Origin of the sequence: Novosphingobium sediminicola (assembly GCF_014196525.1) — a bacterium.
GTDB classification, from domain to species: domain Bacteria; phylum Pseudomonadota; class Alphaproteobacteria; order Sphingomonadales; family Sphingomonadaceae; genus Novosphingobium; species Novosphingobium sediminicola.
On sequence record NZ_JACIDX010000012.1, the window covers coordinates 1 to 19,401 of the forward strand.

The following is a 19,401-nucleotide window of genomic DNA, read 5'->3' on the forward strand; positions in this document are numbered from 1 at the left end:
GTTTGGTCAGCCGTGAGTGGTCACGCACGGCCGCGCGGCGAACGCCCCTTATCCTAAAGTTACCAATGTGCCATCCTTAACTTTCCCGGCTTGAATGCGCTCGTGCCATTGGCAGGCCTAAGCCATTCTCAGGGTATGAATATTTTGCCGTTTTCGATGAGCACAATCAGGTCTGTCGATGCCGGCTCTGCGGGCGAATAGCTCACGTATTCACGACATCTCGCAGATCGACGGCAAGGGCGTTGAACACTGTCCGGCATCGGGCACTGCTGCGCAGGTCTTCATGCATGACAATCCAGAGCGGCAGGCCGAAGGCGAAAGCATCCGGAAGAACCGACACGAGCGCCATATCCCGAGCCGCAATGCGCGTTTGACAGATGCCGATGCCAAATCCCGCGCGGATGGCGGCCAGATGGACGACCGTGTTGTCCGTCCGCAGCGTGAAATCGCCATGTTCGATGCCGGGCAGGGCGCCTGATATCGCGCGGGAAAGGCTGCTGTTTCTGTCCACCCCGATCAGGTCGTGCCCGGGCAGTTCGGCGATGGATTGCGGGCGGCCGCGCCGGTCGAGATAGTCGCGATGGGCATAAAGACCGAGTTGCACTGTGCCGATCCTGCGCGCGACCAGTGCCTGCTGGACAGGATCGACCATGCGGATCGCGATATCCGCACGGCGTTGCAGCAGATCATCGACAGCATCGCTTGCCACAAGTTCGATCGACAGCTTGGGATATTGACGCCTGATGGCGGCAAGCATGGGCGGCAGATGCTCTGTGGCGACAATTTCGCTTGCGCTGATGCGAACGGTTCCGGCGATGTCTTCCGGATCAGCCGAGGCGGTGCGCAGCATGGCGGCGCTGGCCGCGACCAGTTCCTCGGCATAGGGTTGCAGGGCCAGAGCGCGATCCGTTGGCGACAGGCCACGTTGCGAACGCAGGAACAGCTTGCCGCCCACCGCCTGTTCAAACGCCTCGATATGCCGAGCTACACTGGGCTGTGTGATGCCAAGAGCGCGTGCGGCCGCCGACAGAGAACCCTCCCGCAGTACGGCGGCGAAGGTGCGGTAGAGATCCCAGCTCGGTTCCGTGCTCATCTATTTTCGTATAGTGAATACCCATATTCTGTCAATTTCGTTGAGAGGCCATGTCGATCATCTTCCTGCGTGTGAAACGAGGAGGCAGACATGGAACGAATTGCATTGGTATTGGGGGCAACAGGCGGCATTGGCGGGGCTGTGGCGCGCAGGCTGCTGGATGCAGGCTGGACGGTAAGGGCGCTGGTTCGCGCAGAGAGCGCCGCGCGCTTACCGGCTCGGCTTATTCCGTTTATCGGTGATGCGCTCAATGGTGAAACTGTCGCCCATGCCGCGCAGGGAGCCCAACTGATCGTTCACGCGGTCAACCCGCCGGGCTATCGCGACTGGGACAGGCTGGTGTTGCCGATGCTGGACAACACCATTGCGGCGGCCAGCGCGAATGCTGCGCGCGTCCTGCTGCCCGGAACGGTTTACAATTACGGGCCGGATGTCTTTCCTTTGATCGACGAAACGGCGCCGCAACGGCCATCTACCCGCAAAGGTGCGATCCGCGTCGAGATGGAGCGGCGACTGCGCCTTGCCGCCGAGGCCGGTGATATCCGCGTGCTGATCGTGCGGGCCGGCGATTTCTTTGGCCCCGATGCGGCCAATAACTGGTTTGCCCAAGGGCTGGCCAAGCCGGGCGCGCGCCCCGGCATCATTCGCAATCCGGGCAGGGGTGGGACAGGGCACCAATGGGCCTATTTGCCCGATGTTGCAGAAACGATGGTGCGCCTTGTCGAACGCGACACGCTTCAGCCCTTTGAAACATACCATATGGATGGCCACTGGGATGCGACCGGCACGGCCATGACCAACATGATCGTGAAAGTTCTGGGCCAACCCAGGGTGCGGGTTGGGGCTTTGCCCTGGTGGCTGATCCGCGTGGCGGCGCTGTTTGCCGTAACTCCGCGTGAGATGATGGAAATGCGCTATCTCTGGCAGAAGCCGGTTCGCCTGAATAATGCGCGCCTCGTCGCGACCCTTGGCGCCGAACCGCATACGCCTCTGGATCAGGCCGTCCACACGACCCTGACCGCTATGAGATGCCTGCCTTGATGCGCCTAGCACGGGGCGGCAGTAGGTCCGGTTTATTGGCGCCGAAGATCGTACTTGGCCGGGATGAGCGAGGCCATCCATTGCAGTCAACGCAATGCGCCAGCCGCCGCGAGTTCTTTATAGCACAACCTCATACCATTGTTGCAAGGGTGTGACGCCTGGGAATGCTCTGGGTGGCCGCTTCCCTCAGGCGCTCGCGAAGCCAGAGCAGTCCCTGATCTCCCGTTCTGGCCGAATGATACTGCATCATTTCGTTCATGGCCGGAAGATTGATCGGGCAATCTGCGATGGCAAGAGAGAAGGGGCGTTCAAGCAGCATGGCCAGACGTTCATGGATCAGCGCCAGACGGTTTGTCCCACGCAACATCCATGGCACCTGAAGAAAGGATGAAGCCACAACCTCGATCCGTCGGCGATCGCCTGCGGCTTTGATGGCTGCCTCGATAAAGACCGGATTGCCCTCAATTTCCACAGCGACATGGCCGCACTTTTCGAAGGCCTCAATGGTCAGTGGCCGCTGAAAAACAGGATTGTTGGCGCAGCCCACAACCACATGGCGTTCGCTGAACAGAAAATCGGCCGGATGATCCTTGGCTAGAAATTGTTGAGGGGTCAACAGAAGGTCGAGTTCGCCATCGTCCATGGCACGTCCGGAATGGGGGCCGGGCAGCAAGAGTTCGAATTCGATCAGCGGTGCGGCTTGTTGCAGCGTTGTCAGCAATGGGGTTACTAATACAGTAGTTATATAATCCGACGCGGCGATGCGAAAGCGCCGCGCGGACACCGCAGGGTCAAAAGTCGTGGCCGAGGCAATAAGATTGCGCAAACTTTGAATGGTTGCGCTGATTTCCGGGGCCAGTGCAATGGCATGGGCTGTGGGGATCATTTTCTTGCCATGCTGAACCAGAATATCGTCACCGAAAGAATCTCGCAGCCGTTTGAGTGCTGCGCTCATCGCTGATTGGGTCATATGCAGGCTGTTGGCGGCCCTGGTGACATTGCGCTCACGGATCAACACATCAAAGGCGATCAGAAGATTTAGGTCGAATTGGTCAAGTCTCATGAGTCCCTCTCTCCGGCGTAAATTGGAAATTGGCTTTCCATTCTTTGCCTTTTTTGTTCGACCAGATCACTTTCGCATCGCTTTGGGCTGTTGCATCGTACCCGAAAGCTTAGGGTTCACTCAAAATCCGGTCGATAATGTCTGAGCAATATGGGGCGATTGGATAGACCGAAATGGACGAATGTCGATCCTGCCATCGCCTATCCCGACGAACAATTTGTAGCGCGAGGTTGAACGATTTTGACGGAAACTGTCACATTTCCTCAAAATTTGTTCCTCCTATGGGGTTTATCCGTGATGAAATCTGTTTTGATGGAACCAGTTAGAGCGCAGCTATCACATTTTTTGATCATCATGCATTCACATTTAGCGTTATCTTGAATGAAACCAGAAAGCTAAAAAGAGGTCAAACCAATAATGGCCTTTGGATGGCCAAATGGGGGAGATCTTTCGGATGAGTTACCCAGAGCTTTCGTTCAACGCCCGCTCATGCAGGATGGCGCAAAGGGTGATTGCAAGGCGCCTTGCCTTAATGGTCAGTGCGGCCGCTCTCTCTTTGCCGATGGCCTCCTTTGCGCAAGGTGCGTCCGATGCCGTTCAGGCCAGCGATATCGTGGTGACCGCCACGCGCATTGCCCGCGATGGCTATACCGCGCCCACGCCGACCACGGTCATCGGGCAGGACTTCATCCAGCAACGTGCCACGGTCAACATCGGCGATGCGCTTAATGCCGTTCCCGCGTTCCGTGCAGCCGTATCGCCCAATGCGGGCGGTTTGGGCAATACCGGGGCGTTTCTGGCGGATTTGCGCGGCCTTGGTCCGATCCGCACGCTCGTTTTGCTTGATCGCGGGCGGATGCCGCAGACCATGGTGCCCGGTGTCACCACTACGGCGGGCACGACGGACCTTAACACCATCCCCACCGTACTCATCAAAAACTCCGATGTGGTGACGGGCGGCGCTTCGGCGGCCTATGGTTCGGACGCGATCGCGGGCGTCATCAATTTCCAGATCGACGACCGCTTTGTCGGCCTCAAGGGTTCGGCCCAATATGGCGAAACCCGCTATGGCGATGCCAAAAACAAGTTCGCCACGCTGGCTTATGGCGCGAAATTCGCCGATGGCCGGGGTCATATCGTGGTGGGCGGCGAATATAATGACGATGGCGGCACGGCAGCCTATAACACCGCCCGCGCATGGGGCCGCGATGCGTGGAACAACGCCACCATCACCAACCGCCCGACCGGCACGCCCAACACGATCCTTGCCCCCTATGGCAATTATTTCGGCACCGCCACCAGCGGTGGCCTGATCCTGACGCCGGGCGCTCTGCAGGGGCTGGCCTTTGTGCCGGGCGCCAATGGCGGGGTCACCACCACGACCTTCAATCGCGGCCTTAGCAACATGACCGCCAGCCTCGATTTCTTCACCCCCAGCAGCCTTGCCGCCAACGCGGCCGCGGGCATCAACAACCTGAACACCCAGCAATTGCGCCCGGCCCAGACGCGCTATAACGCGATGGGCAAGGTTTCGTTTGATGTGAACGACAATCTGACGGCCTATGTCGAGCCGCTCTATTCCAATGTGAAGACGACCGGCATTCTCATCATCCGTCGCGATGGCGCAGGCGCGGGGCCGGGGCTGACCATTGCCAAGGACAATGCCTATCTGGCGCAGGCGCTGACCCCGGCGCAACTGGCGCTGGTGCCTGCAGGCGGCCTCTCGCTCGGCTATTCGGGCCAGGGTTTCGGCCCCAGCGTTCGCACCATCCAGAACGAACTGGTGCGTGTGCAGACCGGGCTGAAGGGCCGGTTTGGAGCGAACTGGAAATGGGACGTGTCCTACCTGTTCGGCCAGAACACATCACATGTCACCATCGGTAACACATTCAACAGTGCCAATTTCCGCAATGCGCTGGATGCGGTCAATGTGGGCGGCCAGATTGTGTGTCGCAACGCGGCGGCGGTGGCAGCGGGCTGCGCGCCGATCAATATTCTGGGCAGCCCGAACGTCTCTGCGGCGGCGGCGAGCTACATCCTTGGCACCGCCACCGGTTCGGGCAAGACCGTGCTGCATGACGTTGCCGCCAATCTTCAGGGCGAGCCTTTCTCGACCTGGGCCGGGCCGGTTTCGGTAGGCGTGGGCGCGGAATATCGCAAGGAATCAGTGCGTCTGGTGACCGATGCGATCTCACAGGCTTCCGGGTGGCTGTCGGGCACCGGTTCATCGCTGCCCACGGTCAGCCAGAACGTGAAGGAAGCCTATATTGAAACCATCGTGCCGTTGGCGCGCGACATGTCCTTTGCCAAAAAGATCGAGTTTAACGGCGCGGCCCGCATCACCGATTACAGCACATCGGGCAGCGTGACGACATGGAAGGCGGGCCTGACCTGGGAAGTGGTGGACGGGCTGATGTTCCGTGCGACGCGTTCGCGCGATATCCGCGCGCCCAACCTGATCGAGCTTTACACGCCCCAGACCCAATCCCTGCCTCTGCCCACCGATCCGCGCAACGGTGTGGCGCGGCCTACCAACAATGCCGGCTTCATCGTGGGCGGCAATCTCAATCTGAAGCCTGAAACCTCCACCACCCAGACCGTGGGTGTGACCTGGCGGCCCTCGTTCTTCCGCAAGCTCAACCTGTCGGCGGATTACTACAACATCCGCATCGAAGGCGCGATCACGTCGACAAGCACGCAGGGCGTGGTCAACAACTGCTTCATCGGCGGGACCTATACCGGCAATTCGTGGTGCTCGCTCATCAGCTTTGCCAACAATGATCCTGTGGCCGGGCAGATGACGGGCGTGCAGGGCGTGACGGCCAATGTGGCGGTATTCCGCACCAAGGGTCTGGACTTCCAGGCCACCTATCGCCAACCCATGGAGGAATTCGGGCTGAAGGGCCGCCTGACGGTCAACATGTTGGCAACCCATGTCATGTCGTTCTGGTCCTCGACCGATATTTCCACCCTATTCCCCAACGGCATCGACCGTGCAGGGCAAACGGGGGCGGCTTTCGGTGGTCCGGCGGGGCTGCCCAAATGGCTGGTCAACACCACGCTTGATTATGAGGTGGGACGGTTCGGCATCAACGGTAATATCCGCTATGTCTCGCCCTCGCACCAGAATAACGGCCAGTTCGGGCCGGATCAGGCGGGCTACAACCCTGCGCTGAGCACCAGCATCAGCAATAACAACATTCCGGCAGTGGCCTATGTCGATCTTGGCCTGCGTTACAGCTTTGGCCCGGACCGCCGGTACATGGTCTATTTCAACGTCGCCAACCTGCTGGACAAGGACCCGCCGCTGCCTGCCAATGGCAGCGCCTATTACGACCTGATGGGGCGTACCTATAAGGGCGGCGTGCGCTTCAAGTTCTGATGTCCGGCCGGGCGAGCCATTTCGCCCGGTATGCGCCAGCCCCGTTGGGGGACGGGGCTGGCGCCAAAATCTGTGCTTCCATTCTGGTCAAAGGTGCCGCCGCCATGACGTTCCGGCTTGCTCTTGCATGTATGTTGGTTGTCTCTGCTTCCCCCGCCTTTGCGGCCCATTCCCCGGCAAAGGCTTCTGTGCCTGCGGTCACGATCGACAGCGGCCGGGTGGAGGGGGCCAACCTTGCGTCCGGGGGGCAGGTCTTTCTGGGCATTCCCTATGCCGCCCCGCCGGTGCGTGATCTGCGCTGGAAAGATCCCCAGCCGGTGCCAGTATGGCAAAGCATCTATCACGCGGATCGCTATGCGCCGCAATGTATGCAGCCCCAGCGTAACCTGCGGGCCAATCAATATTCCGGTGCGGAAATCACCAGCGAGGATTGTCTCTATCTCAACGTATGGACGCGACCCGGGCTGAAAAATGCGCCGGTGATCGCCTTTATTCACGGCGGCGGTTTCTATATCGGCTCTTCCGGCATGCCGATTTATGGCGGTGAAGCGGTCAGCAAGGCCGGCGCCGTTTTCGTCAATTTCAACTATCGACTGGGCGCGCTGGGCTTTATGGCCCATCCGGAACTGTCGGCGGAATCGCCCCACAGGACATCGGGCAATTATGCCTTTCTCGACCAGATCGCGGCGCTGAAATGGGTTCAGCGCAACATTGCCCGGTTTGGTGGCGATCCGGCCAATGTCACGATCATGGGCCAATCGGCAGGCTCCATGTCGGTGCAGGTCCTTCAGGCCAGCCCGCTTGCCGCGCATCTGTTCCACCGCGTGGTGGGCATGAGCGGCGCTCTGGCAGGCGGCCCCAGCGCGACCTCGCCGCTGGCCGAAGCGGAGCGCGAGGGGATCAAGCTGCAATCCGCCCTGCGCGCCAAAAGCCTTGCTGAATTGCGCGCGATGCCTGCTGACCGGATCGTGGTGCCCCGCACGGCCGATGGCCCAAAGATCGGGCCATCGCAGGATGGCTATGTCCTGCCCCAAAGCGTGGAGCAGATATTCGCCGGCGGTAGGCATCATGACGTGCCCGCTCTTATCGGCTTTACCCATGATGAATCCTTTGGCGGTTTGGGGCCGGTCAGGGATCTGGCCGATTACAGGGCCAAGGCCGAAGCCCGATACGGCAGCCGCGCTGGCGAGTTTCTGGCGCTTTACCCCGCCGCCAATGATGCCGAGGCCCACCTGCAGGCGACCGCCGCCGATCGCGATGGCACCATGGCGTCTGCGATGGGCATATGGGCCGATGCCATGACCGCCCATGGCCGCGCCAAGGTTTATTCCTATGAATTCGCGCGGCCTCATACCTATGCCGCGAATGTCAGCTTTTCCGATCTCGATCCGGCCACGGCGGGGGCCTATCACACCTCCGAAGTGCCCTTTTGGCTGGGCACGCTGGAAAGCTTCAACCGCTATCGCAAAACGCGTGCATGGACCGCAGATGATGCCGGTTTCAGCAAGGCCATGACCCAATCGCTTGTCGCCTTTGCGCGCAGCGGCAATCCGGACACGGCCACTCTGCATTGGCAGTCTTATGCGGCGAATGCCCCGGTTTTGCTCCAGCTTGGAGCATTGGCCAAGGCCGCCCAATGGCCGGATCGCCGCAAGTTCGAATTCTTTCGCAAGGATAACCTGCCCAAGGCAACGGGCGGCGCTCTCAGGGACTGAAAGGCACATCATGTCTGATCAAACACGCAAATCCATGAATCTGGGGCGCAGGGACGTGTTGGGCGGGGTGGCCGGGGGCATTGCCAGCGCCATGTTCGGTCCGGCCATGGCGGCCCCGAAGGAAGGGGCGGGGCGGCCCAACATGATTCTCTTCTTCATGGATGAATGCCGCGCCGATGCGCTGGGTTCCTATGGCAATCCCTTGTGCAAAACGCCCAATCTGGATGCCTTTGCCCGGCAGGGCACCCGCTTCGCCGATTGCCATGTCCAGCATCCGGTTTGCGGCGCATCCCGATGCAGCTTGCTGACCGGTCTGCCGGTGTCAAACACCGGGCATCGCAGCCTCTACTATTTCCTGCGCCGTGATGAGCCCAACCTGTTCCGCTATCTCAAGGATGGCGGCTATGACACGTTCTGGCTGGGCAAGAATGATGCGCTGGCGCCTGAGAGCTTTCCGCTGAGCCTGACCGAATGGCATGGCGAGGTGAACACTTGGGCTCGCGCAGGGGGGCGTGGTCCCGCCTTCGATTTGGGCAAGCCCAACCTGATGCTGATCAACGCGAAGGTCGATCCCAAGGCCACTTCGGACTATCTGCTGATCCAGCAGGCGATCAAACTCCTTGAGCGGGGCGAGCGGGATAAGCCGTTCTGCCTGTTCATCGCGCTTAACCAACCGCATCCGCCCTATCTGGCGCCGCAAGGCTTCCACGATCTCTACAAGCCGGAAGCGCTGCCGCCGCTGGCGCCGCCAGGGTTGGGCAAAAAGCCGATGTTTCATGACGCGGTGCGCAAGGCCTATCATCTCGATCAGGCCGGTGATGCCGATTTCCGTCAGGTTCGCGCCACCTATTATGGTCAGGTCAGCTATGCCGATTGGCTGTTTGGCCAATTGATGGAGGCCGTTGAGCGCACCGGCCGGGCCAAGGATACGATGGTCATCGCATCGTCCGATCATGGCGATTATGCGGGAGACTATGGCATGGTGGAAAAATGGCCGGGCGGGCTGGAGAGCAATCTGACCCATGTGCCGCTGATGATCCGCATGCCGGGCGGGGCGCAGGGGCATGTGGTCTCTGAAATGGTTGAACTCTATGATGTCATGGCCACCATGCTGGAGGCTGGCCGCGTTCAGGCAAAGCATACTCATTTTGCCCAAAGCCTGATGCCGCAGATCATGGGTTCAGCAGGCGATCCCACGCGCGCCGCCTATACCGAGGCGGGCTATGACACGTTCGAGCCTCAGGCGTTTGAACCGCCTATGGAGGGGCCTGCCAATCTCTACACGGCCAAGCATGACTTGCAGAATGAGCAGCCTGCGACCGTCAGGCGCGCGGCGGCTGTGACGACCTCGGCCTATAAATTTGTGGCGCGACCCGGTGGGCAATATGAGCTTTACGATCGCAAGCGCGATCCTCTGGAACTGCGCAATCTGATCGATGACCCGAAGATGAAGCAGGTTCGGGAAGCGATGGCAGACAATCTTATGGCCCATTACATTTCCACGACCGGAGTGCCGCCAATTGCACGCGATGGGCGTGATACGCCTGAGTTCTATATTATGCCGAAATTGAAGAAGGATGGCATTGCAAATTCCCGTTGAGGTGCGAACTTATGCAAGAGTGCGGAAGCCAAGGCACTTAAAGGATATGCTATTCAGTCGGTGCGAATTTCAGGATTGCTGAGAAATCTCTCCGCGTCGGCTCTTATTTGAAGATCGCCGACAGTGAGAATGGGGTACTGGTCGCCATCATTGAGAACTTCCAGATTCAGGCCCGTGACGACGGCAGCCAGGACTATGTGATCGAGGCATTCCCGCTCGGCGTTTTGCGTGATCAGAAGTTTGAGCGCGGCGGAGACGCCCTCGCGATCCCGCCCAAGACGGTCCAGCCGGCGGCGATCAACGTATCCGCCTAAACTATGGCAGTTCCGCTACCAACCACTTGGCAAGGAACGCTTCACGGTGGAGCATATGTTCGAAGGGGAGCGGATCAGGCCAAATGCCAGATTTTTCCGATGCCTTTCCTGCCGGTTTGTCTGGCTCGACGGCGGCGACCACAGCGCTGGGCAGCCGTGTGTCCTGCGCGGCCTGCGGCGCCCTGGTGGGTGAGGCGCAGCAGGCTTCCCCGCCTTATGTCGCCGGAGAAGCCCGCCCCGCCTGCGCCTGAGGAAAGGCGGCAAAGAAGGCGTTGCGCACTTCGGTCTGCGCACCGGCCGCGATTTTGGCGGGCGTGGCGCCGCGCGCATTGGCCAGATCAGGCCGCGCCCCAGCCCGCGCCATCGCCATGAACATCGCGGCCAGGTCCGCCGCAGGCCTGCTGCCCGCCAGCACATGCAGCGCGCTGTTTCCTTTGGCATCGGTCATATCAGGCCGGGGCAGGGCCGTCAGCGCGGCATCCAGCGCGGTCAGTGTCCGGCTGCGGGCCGCCGCGATCAACAGGTTCTCGCCATCCTGCGCCACGAAATGCGCTTTGGCCCCTGCCGTAATCAGCGCTTTCATCGCCTCGGCCTGACCGGCTTCGGCGGCCATGAGCAGCGGCACTTTGGGCGGCACCGGCGGCGGCGGCACACCGAAATTGGCCTCGGTCACCCATGTGATGCGCGAATGGCCGGACAGACCCTCCACCGCTGCACCCCGGGCGATCAGCAGGCGGATCAGGCCCACATCGCCCCCGGCAGCGGCCCGGTGCAGCAATTGCCAGCCTTCGCGGTCGCGCTCGTTCAGATCGACGCCCCCGCGTTCGATCAACAGGCGCAGCACATCCCAGCGCCCCTGATAGGCGGCCAATTGCGCCGCGCTGGTGTTTTCCGGCCCGCGCACCGTTGCATCGGAGCCCGCCGCCAGCAAGGCGGAGACCGCCGCAACATCCCCCGATTTCACCGCAAAGAGCAAAGGGGTAAAACCACCCTGCGACACCGATCTTGCCGAAGCCCCGGCCCGCAGCAAGGCCGAGACCGCCTCTGCCCGGCCGGAGGATGCCGCCCACATCAAAGGCGTTTGCCCCCGCGCATCGCGCAGATCGACCCCGCCTTGGGCCATCCGCTCCACCACCGAGGCAGGCGCGAAACGGGCGCACAGATGCAGGGGCGTGGCGCCATCGTTGCGTGCGCGGCGCGGATCGGCCCTCGCATCCAGCAAAGCCCCGATAATGCCCGCATCGCCCATTTCGCAGGCCAGCCATAATGCGCCCACGCCATCCTGATCCACGGCATTGACCCGCGCCCCGGCCCGGATCAGCGTGCGGACCGCCGCGCGATCCTGATGCGACACGGCCAGCATCAGCGGCGTTTCGCCATAGGCCAGAGGGCGATTGGTCTGTGCCAGCGAGGCCGCCACCCCGAGCTCGTCACCCAGACGTATCGCGTCGGCCAATTCCTGCGCCTGAAGCGGCGCGGCCACAAGCGCGGCCAGCAGCCAAACCTTACGCAAGGGCCAATTCCTTCAGCGCGCCGGTGCTGTCGCCAAATTTTTCGACAGGCATCCCCACCGCCTGTAACCCGGTCAGCAGCAGGTTCGACATAGTGGTGCCCTTTTCCACCCGTGCATGGCCGATATGGCGCACCAACCCGCCCGCCACCACTATGGGCAGATCCATGAAATCATGATCGTTGGAATCGCCAAAGGCCGATCCGCGCAGCACGAAACTGGTGTCGAGCAGGCTGGCATCGCCATCGCGCGCACTGTCCAGCTTTTCCAGCATATAGGCAAAATAGGTCATATGATACCGATTGATCTGCGCCAGCTTCACCTTCTTCTCCGCCATCTGTCCGTGATGGCTAAGCATGTGGTGGGAATCAGGCACGCCGATTTCGGGATAGGTGCGGTTGCTGATCTCGCGTCCGGCCATAAAGGTGGCGACGCGCGTGATGTCGGCCTGCATGGCCAGCACCTGAAGATCCAGCATCAGGCGGACATGCTCATCGAAACTGTCGGGAATGCCCGCCGGGCGCTCGATTCCGGCCTGTGCCATCGGGGCCTTGGCGGCGCGCTGGATGCGGCGCTCGATGTCGCGCGTGGCGGTCAGATATTCGTCCAGCTTGCGCCGGTCCTCCATGCCCAATTGCCGGTTGAGGCGTGCCGCATCCTCGCGCACGAAATCGAGCAGGCTGGCCTGACGACGCAGCCGCGCGGCCTGGGCGGCGGCATCCACCGCGTCGCCATCGCCGAACATGCGCTCGAAAATCTCCGCCGGATTGGCCGCCACGGGCAGCGGCACGGTGGGGTTCATCCACGACAATCCATTGGTATAGGCGCAGCTATAGCCAATGTCGCAACTGCCCAGCAGGCTGGGCTGGTCGATCCCCGCCTCGATCGAGGGCAGCGCCGTCGCATCGCCGATATGGCGGGCATAGGCCTGATCCATCGAAATCGCGCAGCGTATGTCGGTGCCCTCGGTCTGGCGCACATGGGTGCCCGTCAGGAAGGCGGGGCACGAGCGCCCATGGCCCGCCGACAGATCGCCCATCGCGGCGGCCTGCGGATGGCCAAGGCCGGTGATCACGCTCATCCGGCTTTTGAATTTTTCCAACGGGCCAAGGGTGGGCGTCAGCGCATAATCCATCCCCGTTGCGGCGGGGCGGAACTGGTCCATCATCATGCCGTTGGGCGTATAGAACACGAACAGACGGCGCGGTCGGGCCATGCGGTCGGCGGCCTTGGCCGAAGGCGCCATCGCCTCCAGAAAGGGCAGGGCCATGGCGGCGCCTGCCCCGCGCAGCAGGGTGCGGCGGGAAAGGATGGGGTGCGGGATCATCATGGGCGAAGGCTCCCCCCGTTTGTGTTCAAGGTGGCGGTGTTCAAGGTGGTGGTGTTCAAGGTCATCTGCGCGGCCCCGGCGGGAACTTTGCGCAGGCGGAAGGCATCGGATAGAACAATGCCGCGAATGACGGTGCGGATGCGGAAATTGTCGGCTTGGGCCATGCGGGCGATGGCTCGGATCTGGGGCCGGTCGCCCGCAATGATCCCGCGCCCCAGCGCATAGGTCATCAGCTTTTCGGTGAAGGCCTGCGTAAACTGATCCTTGCGCGCCAGCAGGATGTTGCGCAGCCCCGGCAGGCCCGCAAAGCGCGTGCCGTCAGGCAGCGTGGCGCCGGCGTCGATCACCTGCCCTGCATCCATCGTGCGGCGCGCGCCGATGGCATCATAATTTTCCATGGCAAAACCGATCGGGTCCATCCGCACATGACATGCCGCGCAGGCCGGATCGGCGCGGTGCAGTTCGAGTTGCTCGCGCGCCGACAGCAATTTGCCGTCATGCGTGGTTTTCAGCGCGGGCACATCGGGCGGAGGAGGAGGGGGCGGCGAGGAAAGCAGGTTTTCCAGCACCCATTTGCCGCGCTTCACCACGCTGGTGTGATTGCCATAAGAGGTGACGGTCAGGATGCTGGCCTGTCCCAGCAATCCGCCCCGGCCCCAGCGCGGATCGAGCGCCACCTTGCGCATGGCGGTGCCGCGCACGCCGGGAATGCCGTAATGTTCGGCAAGGCGCTGGTTGAGGAAGGTGTAATCGCTGGAGAGAAAGTCGAGCAGGCTGCCGTTGGTTTTGACAAGATGGGCAAAGAACAATTCGGTTTCCGCCGCCATCGCGCCGCGCAGCCGCGTGTCGAATTGGGGGAAGATATCGGTGTCGGGGCGTTGCTGATCCAGATTGCGCAGATAGAGCCACTGGCCCGCAAAGTGTTGCGTCAAAGCCTTCGCACGCGGATCATCCAGCATCCGCATCGCCTGCGCGGCCAGAACGTCCGGCCGGTGCAACTGATGCGTTTCAGCCAGGCGCAGCAGCGTTTCATCGGGCAGGCTGCTCCACAGGAACAACGAGAGGCGCGTGGCCAGATCGCGGTCCGCCACGGGATGGACGGTGCCGGGGACGCCTCCCGCCGGATCGCTCTCGGCCTGAAACAGGAAATGAGGGGATACCAGCAGTGCGGCCACGCCCGCCTCTATCCCGCGCTCAAACTGGCCGCTTGCGGCGCGTTCATCGCGATAGGCGTGCAGCAGAGGCGAAAGATCATCCGGGGTGGTTGCGCGGCGATAGGCACGCCAGGCCAGCCTCCCCAGAATTTGCCTTGCGCAGCCATCTTCCTGCGCCGCATCGGCCGGGTGGCAGGTAAAGATGCGACGTCGGCTTGGCGTGTCCTGCGCCCCGGTGATGGCGGTCGGCCCCGCCACGTCGATTTCCATCACATCGCGCGGGAAATTCTGCTGCGCATAACGGTCCGACAGCCGATAGGAGGGCACCATCAGCGTGGCCGCCCGCCGTCCGTCCACCAGCACATAGAGCGGCAGCATCACCGGCTTGTTCACCGGCAACGGCACTGCATCCAGATTGTTGCGCAGGAACTGGACGCTTTCATCGGGCGCCACATCGCGGCGGAAGGCCATGCCGATCCGGTGCGCCCCCGCGCCCAGCCGCACCCGCGCGCTCACCCGGTCCTGCGGCAGGCGGTCGCTTTCATTGTTGGTGTTGGCGTTGAGCCAGCCCACCACATCATAATCGCCCGCCGCCCGGGCATAGAAATTCATGATCCCGCCCCCGCGCGAGGCGGGCGGCAGATCTTCGGTCATCCTTTCGTTATAGGCCGGGCGGCCGGAATTCATGGTCGAGCCGTCCTTGGGCACGATATAGCTGGCAACCGAGGCGCGCGGCCGATCAATCCCGGTGGCCAGACGCGCCACCTTCGTGCCCACTGCCACATAGCGTTCCACCAGCGTGGGCGAGACCGAAAGGACATCAGCGATATTGTCGAAACCATAGCCCGAATTGTCCTGCGGCAATTCGCGCGAGACGTCGACATCCAGGGCCAGCAGATCGCGTACGGCGGCTGCATATTCCACCCGGTTCAAACGCCGCAGCGTGGCCCGGCCCGGATCAGGATGCGCTGCGGCAAAGGCATCGCGCCCCGCGGCCACCCAGCGCACAAAGGCGGCGCGCATTTCGGGCGAGGGCTGGCGCTTGCTATGGGGCGGCATTTCATCCTGCGACACCTTGCGCAGGATCGCTTCCCAGATTTCGGTTCGCCTGCCCTGCGGTATGTCATCCCCCCGCAGGTCGTCGAAAGAGAGCGATCCGGCCTCGTCAATACCGTTGTGGCATGAGGCGCAGTAATCCTCGATCATCGACAGCGCGGCCTTGTCGTTGAAGGTCAGCGCCAGATGGGGCGGCGTTGAAGGGGTTTGCGCCGAATGCAGGGCGCCTGTGGCCGCGAGCGCCAACAGGCTGGCCATCAGGCCCGCGCGTCCGAAATGGTTTGCCCCGATGCGGCGCATGATATGCAGATCCCGATGGTTGGTATGGCGCGTCCCTGTGCGGCGCGGTCTCGGGCTAATCGCTTGCGGCGTTGCCGTCTATTGCCGTTATTGCCATAAGCCGTACGCAAAAATAGAGCACTCTTTGCGACTGCGCGGCCATCCCCAGATAGGGCGCCATGACCCAGAGCGTTGCCATGATGAGCAAAGTCCGGTTCTGGCCTGTGGCGATGACCTCCACAGTTGAGTTGACCGCATTGACCGGATAGCAGCGCGGCTGCTTGCCGCTGCCGTCATCGTAATAATCTTCCACGACGATTTGTGTCGCCCCCGAAATTGTTCAGCGAGGCTGATCTGCGCAAATCTGTTCCAGCACGATCAATGGGGCCGATACGGCCCCATTGATCGTGCTGGGCAGCCTGGGGAAATTGTTAAGGCTGAAGAACGCGTTGTCGATGGTCGGGCTCGATTGTCGGACAGGTATCAATGCGGCGCAGTGGATTTGCGACAAAGCAGTGCCTTAACCCATGACGAAATCACGCGACGCTAATTTGTGACCGTCTCAATCAGTCCGCGAAATATTGATCTCGGCTTCCTGTTCACCATGCGCGAAAGTAAAATGCGAGCAAGATGAAGAAACCCGCGGCTCCGACAGCTATTGCGGCAGTCTTCGCAAGCCAAGAGCAGTCAGTTGGATCGCCGGTGTCCGTCGAAGGGGCGAGTCCAATAAATCTGGCGCGAATGTCCATCACAAATTCCTTTCTTTTCATATGGCTGAGAGAAGGTATTTGTGAAGAGCTTGAAGCGTTTAGGGGCGAAATTGCGCTGATGGTAGATTTAGCTCTTTATAGCCAGCGAGCAATTGTCCAGCGGAGCAGGAGCATGATGCTCCTGCTCCGCGTCGGATCAAAGCGTGGCCTTGAAGCCAAGGTAGAAGGAGCGACGGATCACGTCATAGATGCCCATGTTGGTCATCCCCGATGTGCCCTGAACGGCCGGAGGATTGCGGTCGCCCACATTGGTGATGCCCCCGCGCAGTTCGAACCGGTCGTTCACTTTCAGCCGGCCGATGATGTCGAAATAGTCATAGGCGGGCGTGCCCGGAACGGTCGTGGCCGGATTGGTAATGGCCGAGGAATCCTTGAAGGACGAGATATGCCGCCAGCGCAGGCCAAGGCTGGCCTTGCCGCGATTGGCCATGAATGTGCCCGAATATTTCCATTTGGCATAGGATTGCCCCGTGCTGCTGGGCCCGACAATGGTCCCGGCTGCCTCCTGAAACGGACTGTTGGGCGAGGCCTGGATCTTGAACGTGTCGAGGTAGTTCAGCGTGAAATTGACGTCGAACGAACCCGGACCCATTTTCAGCGCCTCGAACGGGATTGACCAGTCAAAAGCGACGTCGATGCCTGCCGTCTTGATGGCGCCGATATTCAGCAGCGCCTGATAGGAATTGGAAATTTGACCGGTCGAACTGTTGCGCACCACGTTCTGGCAATAGAGGTTGTTGGCATCATAGGTGGGATTGGACCCATCGGAATTGAAACATTTGGCGATCGAGGTAGGCACATCGATCGTGGAAATCGCCTGATTGATGTTCATCCTGTAATAGTCGACCGACAGGTTCATCCGGCGGAAGGCCGTGCCGGCGAACGTCGGTTGGAACACCGCGCCGAATGTATAGGAATCAGCCTTTTCGGGGCGCAGGTTGACATTGCCCTGGGTGGTGGCCGGAATGGCGGCGGCGCCGTTGAAACTGTCGACCAGCGAGGACGGCACGCCAGAGGCAATGCAGAGCGAGCGCACGGAGGCCGCATTGGCGCCGGTGCGATAGCTGCTGCCCGCGGTGCACGGATCGCCCAGCGTGCCCAAATTGGCCACGCCTGCCGAGGCAGGCAGGAACAGCTCGCCGATATTGGGCGCGCGCACCGCCTTCTGATAGCCGCCGCGCAGCAGCAGCGGATCGGCAATGCGCCAGTCCGCGCTCAGCTTGTAGGTGCTGACCCCGCCAAACAGGTTGTAATGCGAATAGCGATAGCCACCGGTGAAATTCAGAGCCTTGATCAGCGGCAGGTCGGAGAGCACCGGCACCAGCACTTCGATGGCGGCTTCGGAAACCTTGGTGTTGCCCCGGATGGCGGGAATGCCGTTGACCGCCGCGATATCGCCGATCTGGAGCAGCGGGTCGGGGTCAGATGTAAAGGTGTTGCTGCGATAATTGCCGCTCAGCGCCACTTTGACATCGCCTGCGGGCAGCTTGAACAGGCTGCCGGTCACATTGGCGGCCAGTTCATCCTGCCCGATGGAGGTCTTGCTCAGCGTCTTGCGCTGGATGAAGGAGAGGCAGGAGGCCGAGATCGGGGCGTTGGAAAAAAGGTTCAGCCCGCCGGTGCACTGGCTGGCCCCGCCGTCGGCGGCATTGACCAACTGGCGGATGGCCGAGAGAGAGTAGGAGCCGTCATAGGATGTGTCGGAAAAACTGGTCCGCCCATGCGATCCGTAAAGTTCAAAGTTCCAGTTGATGCCCGGAATGACCCCCTCGGCCCCGGCCACGATCTGATAGGTGTCGGACACATCGCGATAATGGCGCACCCCGCCGTCCGTTATGCGCTTGGTTATCTCGAAAGTGGCAGTGGGATTGGGGCGGCTGAGCAGCAGCGTGCGCAGATCGGCGGGGATAAAGGGATTGCTCATCGGGATCGTGAAGGAACTCGAACCTGCCGAGGCCAATTGCGGATGGCTGCCCTGCGCGACGGAAATGCTGCGGGCGAATTGCCCCTGAACGAACAGCTTGAGCGAGGGGCTGACCTCATATTCCGCACGGCCCAGAAAGGCATAGCGGGTGAGGGGAAGCTGCAGCGTGTTGGTGCACAGCCCGTCATAACGCACCAGCGTGCCCGACTGATACATGCAGGGGGCATTGTCGGCCCGGTAATTATAGGCATTGGCCGTGTTATTCACAAACAGCGTGCCGTCGCCATTGACGCCTTGCTGGACCGTGCGCGCCACCGCGCCCGCCGGAACGCCGTAATTGGCATAAACTGCATTGACTGCGGCCTGCGAAGGCAGGTTGCTGCCCGAAACGACATAGGCGGCGTTGGGCAGCGTGGCGTTGTATGAACCCGAGGGCGTGGAGAAAGGCCGGTCGCGATAGGTCAGCCCGCCGCGATCCGAATATTCGCCCGCCAACATGATCGACCCCTTGCCATCGGCAAATTTGGTGCCGGTGATGGCCGAAATCTGCTTGGAGGATGCATCGCCCCTTTCGCTGATTCCTGATTGCCCATCAATGCGCAGCCCCTGAAAGCTGTGATAGAGCTTGAAGTTGACCACGCCCGCGATGGCGTCCGAACCATAGGTGGCCGAGGCACCGCCGGTGATCACCTCCGTGCCCGAAATCGCCGAGGTGGGCAGCGAGTTGATGTCGATGACATTCGAGGCATTGCCCGGTTGCAGCCGCCGCCCATCCAGCAGCACCAGCGTGCGCACCGCCGTCAGCCCGCGCAGGTTGAGCGTGGATTGCCCGATGCCCGCCCCGCCCGAACTGGAATTCGTAAAGCCCCCGGTGCCCGGCTGGAACTGGGGCATTTGCAGCAGGGCGGCATCAATCGTGGCCGTGCCGGTGTTTTCGATCATCTGTCGGCTGGTGGTGACGATCGGGCTTTGCGCCACATAGTCGCGCCGGGCGATGCGCGATCCGGTCACGACAATCGCCTCGGCGCCATTGGCCTGCGGCGTGTCGCCGGTTTGCGCCCATCCGGTTTGAGGCATCAGCAACAACCCAAGGCAAAGCGAGCTGGCCGAAGCCAGAATGGATCCTCTCATGCAGACCTCCATGATTTTGTTTTCGTTTTCGATCGGGTC

12 protein-coding genes are annotated in these 19,401 nt (G+C 61.5%); 5 read left to right on the forward strand and 7 right to left on the reverse strand.

What is annotated here, in order from left to right; all coding sequences use genetic code 11:
- Window positions 1-202: 202 nt before the first annotated feature.
- Window positions 203-1,093: a LysR family transcriptional regulator gene (locus GGR38_RS15195; RefSeq protein ID WP_183627048.1), complete on the reverse strand. Its 891-nt coding sequence runs from the start codon at window positions 1,091-1,093 to the stop codon at window positions 203-205.
- A 90-nt stretch (window positions 1,094-1,183) separates the two neighbouring features.
- Between GGR38_RS15195 and GGR38_RS15200 the strand changes: the two genes are divergently transcribed.
- Window positions 1,184-2,134 (forward strand): NAD-dependent epimerase/dehydratase family protein, encoded by a 951-nt coding sequence (locus GGR38_RS15200; protein WP_183627050.1) that lies wholly within the window; start codon window positions 1,184-1,186, stop codon window positions 2,132-2,134.
- A gap of 130 nt (window positions 2,135-2,264) precedes the next feature.
- Here the strand turns inward: GGR38_RS15200 and GGR38_RS15205 are convergent, their stop codons facing one another.
- Window positions 2,265-3,197 (reverse strand): LysR family transcriptional regulator, encoded by a 933-nt coding sequence (locus GGR38_RS15205; protein ID WP_183627051.1) that lies wholly within the window; start codon window positions 3,195-3,197, stop codon window positions 2,265-2,267.
- Between the two features lie 532 nt (window positions 3,198-3,729).
- Between GGR38_RS15205 and GGR38_RS15210 the strand changes: the two genes are divergently transcribed.
- The 4 genes from GGR38_RS15210 to GGR38_RS15225 all read left to right on the forward strand — a co-directional run bounded on the left by GGR38_RS15210 (window position 3,730) and on the right by GGR38_RS15225 (window position 10,208).
- Window positions 3,730-6,579, forward strand: coding sequence for a TonB-dependent receptor domain-containing protein (locus tag GGR38_RS15210; RefSeq protein WP_183627052.1), 2,850 nt, complete (start codon window positions 3,730-3,732; stop codon window positions 6,577-6,579).
- Window positions 6,580-6,767: 188 nt separating this feature from the next.
- Window positions 6,768-8,294: a carboxylesterase/lipase family protein gene (locus GGR38_RS15215; protein ID WP_343059122.1), complete on the forward strand. Its 1,527-nt coding sequence runs from the start codon at window positions 6,768-6,770 to the stop codon at window positions 8,292-8,294.
- A 10-nt stretch (window positions 8,295-8,304) separates the two neighbouring features.
- Window positions 8,305-9,894 carry a sulfatase-like hydrolase/transferase gene (locus GGR38_RS15220; RefSeq protein ID WP_246404741.1) on the forward strand — a complete coding sequence of 530 codons (1,590 nt, stop codon included), beginning with the start codon at window positions 8,305-8,307 and terminating at the stop codon, window positions 9,892-9,894.
- Window positions 9,895-10,001: 107 nt separating this feature from the next.
- Window positions 10,002-10,208: a hypothetical protein gene (locus GGR38_RS15225; RefSeq protein ID WP_221227120.1), complete on the forward strand. Its 207-nt coding sequence runs from the start codon at window positions 10,002-10,004 to the stop codon at window positions 10,206-10,208.
- 214 nt (window positions 10,209-10,422) lie between these two features.
- Here the strand turns inward: GGR38_RS15225 and GGR38_RS15230 are convergent, their stop codons facing one another.
- The 5 genes from GGR38_RS15230 to GGR38_RS15250 form a co-directional block, all read right to left on the reverse strand.
- Complete coding sequence (locus GGR38_RS15230; RefSeq protein ID WP_183627054.1) at window positions 10,423-11,721, reverse strand: ankyrin repeat domain-containing protein; 1,299 nt, start codon at window positions 11,719-11,721, stop codon at window positions 10,423-10,425.
- Entirely contained in the window at window positions 11,714-13,048 is a 1,335-nt protein-coding gene (locus tag GGR38_RS15235) for a DUF1552 domain-containing protein (RefSeq protein WP_183627055.1), read from the reverse strand. Before GGR38_RS15235 ends, GGR38_RS15230 begins: the two co-directional genes overlap by 8 nt.
- Window positions 13,045-15,558, reverse strand: coding sequence for a DUF1592 domain-containing protein (locus GGR38_RS15240; protein WP_183627056.1), 2,514 nt, complete (start codon window positions 15,556-15,558; stop codon window positions 13,045-13,047). Before GGR38_RS15240 ends, GGR38_RS15235 begins: the two co-directional genes overlap by 4 nt.
- Before the next feature lie 55 nt (window positions 15,559-15,613).
- On the reverse strand, window positions 15,614-15,850 hold the full coding sequence (locus tag GGR38_RS15245) for a hypothetical protein (protein ID WP_183627057.1): 237 nt from the start codon (window positions 15,848-15,850) through the stop codon (window positions 15,614-15,616).
- Between the two features lie 593 nt (window positions 15,851-16,443).
- Complete coding sequence (locus GGR38_RS15250) at window positions 16,444-19,362, reverse strand: TonB-dependent receptor plug domain-containing protein (protein ID WP_183627058.1); 2,919 nt, start codon at window positions 19,360-19,362, stop codon at window positions 16,444-16,446.
- Window positions 19,363-19,401: the final 39 nt, after the last annotated feature.

Coding starts and splice junctions, on each gene's coding strand:
- GGR38_RS15195 (WP_183627048.1), bottom strand. CDS start 1,093: ATGAGCACGGAACCGAGCTGGGATCTCTACCGCACCTTCGCCGCCGTA.
- GGR38_RS15200 (WP_183627050.1), top strand. CDS start 1,184: ATGGAACGAATTGCATTGGTATTGGGGGCAACAGGCGGCATTGGCGGG.
- GGR38_RS15205 (WP_183627051.1), bottom strand. CDS start 3,197: ATGAGACTTGACCAATTCGACCTAAATCTTCTGATCGCCTTTGATGTG.
- GGR38_RS15210 (WP_183627052.1), top strand. CDS start 3,730: ATGGTCAGTGCGGCCGCTCTCTCTTTGCCGATGGCCTCCTTTGCGCAA.
- GGR38_RS15220 (WP_246404741.1), top strand. CDS start 8,305: ATGTCTGATCAAACACGCAAATCCATGAATCTGGGGCGCAGGGACGTG.
- GGR38_RS15235 (WP_183627055.1), bottom strand. CDS start 13,048: ATGATGATCCCGCACCCCATCCTTTCCCGCCGCACCCTGCTGCGCGGG.
- GGR38_RS15240 (WP_183627056.1), bottom strand. CDS start 15,558: ATGCGCCGCATCGGGGCAAACCATTTCGGACGCGCGGGCCTGATGGCC.
- GGR38_RS15250 (WP_183627058.1), bottom strand. CDS start 19,362: ATGAGAGGATCCATTCTGGCTTCGGCCAGCTCGCTTTGCCTTGGGTTG.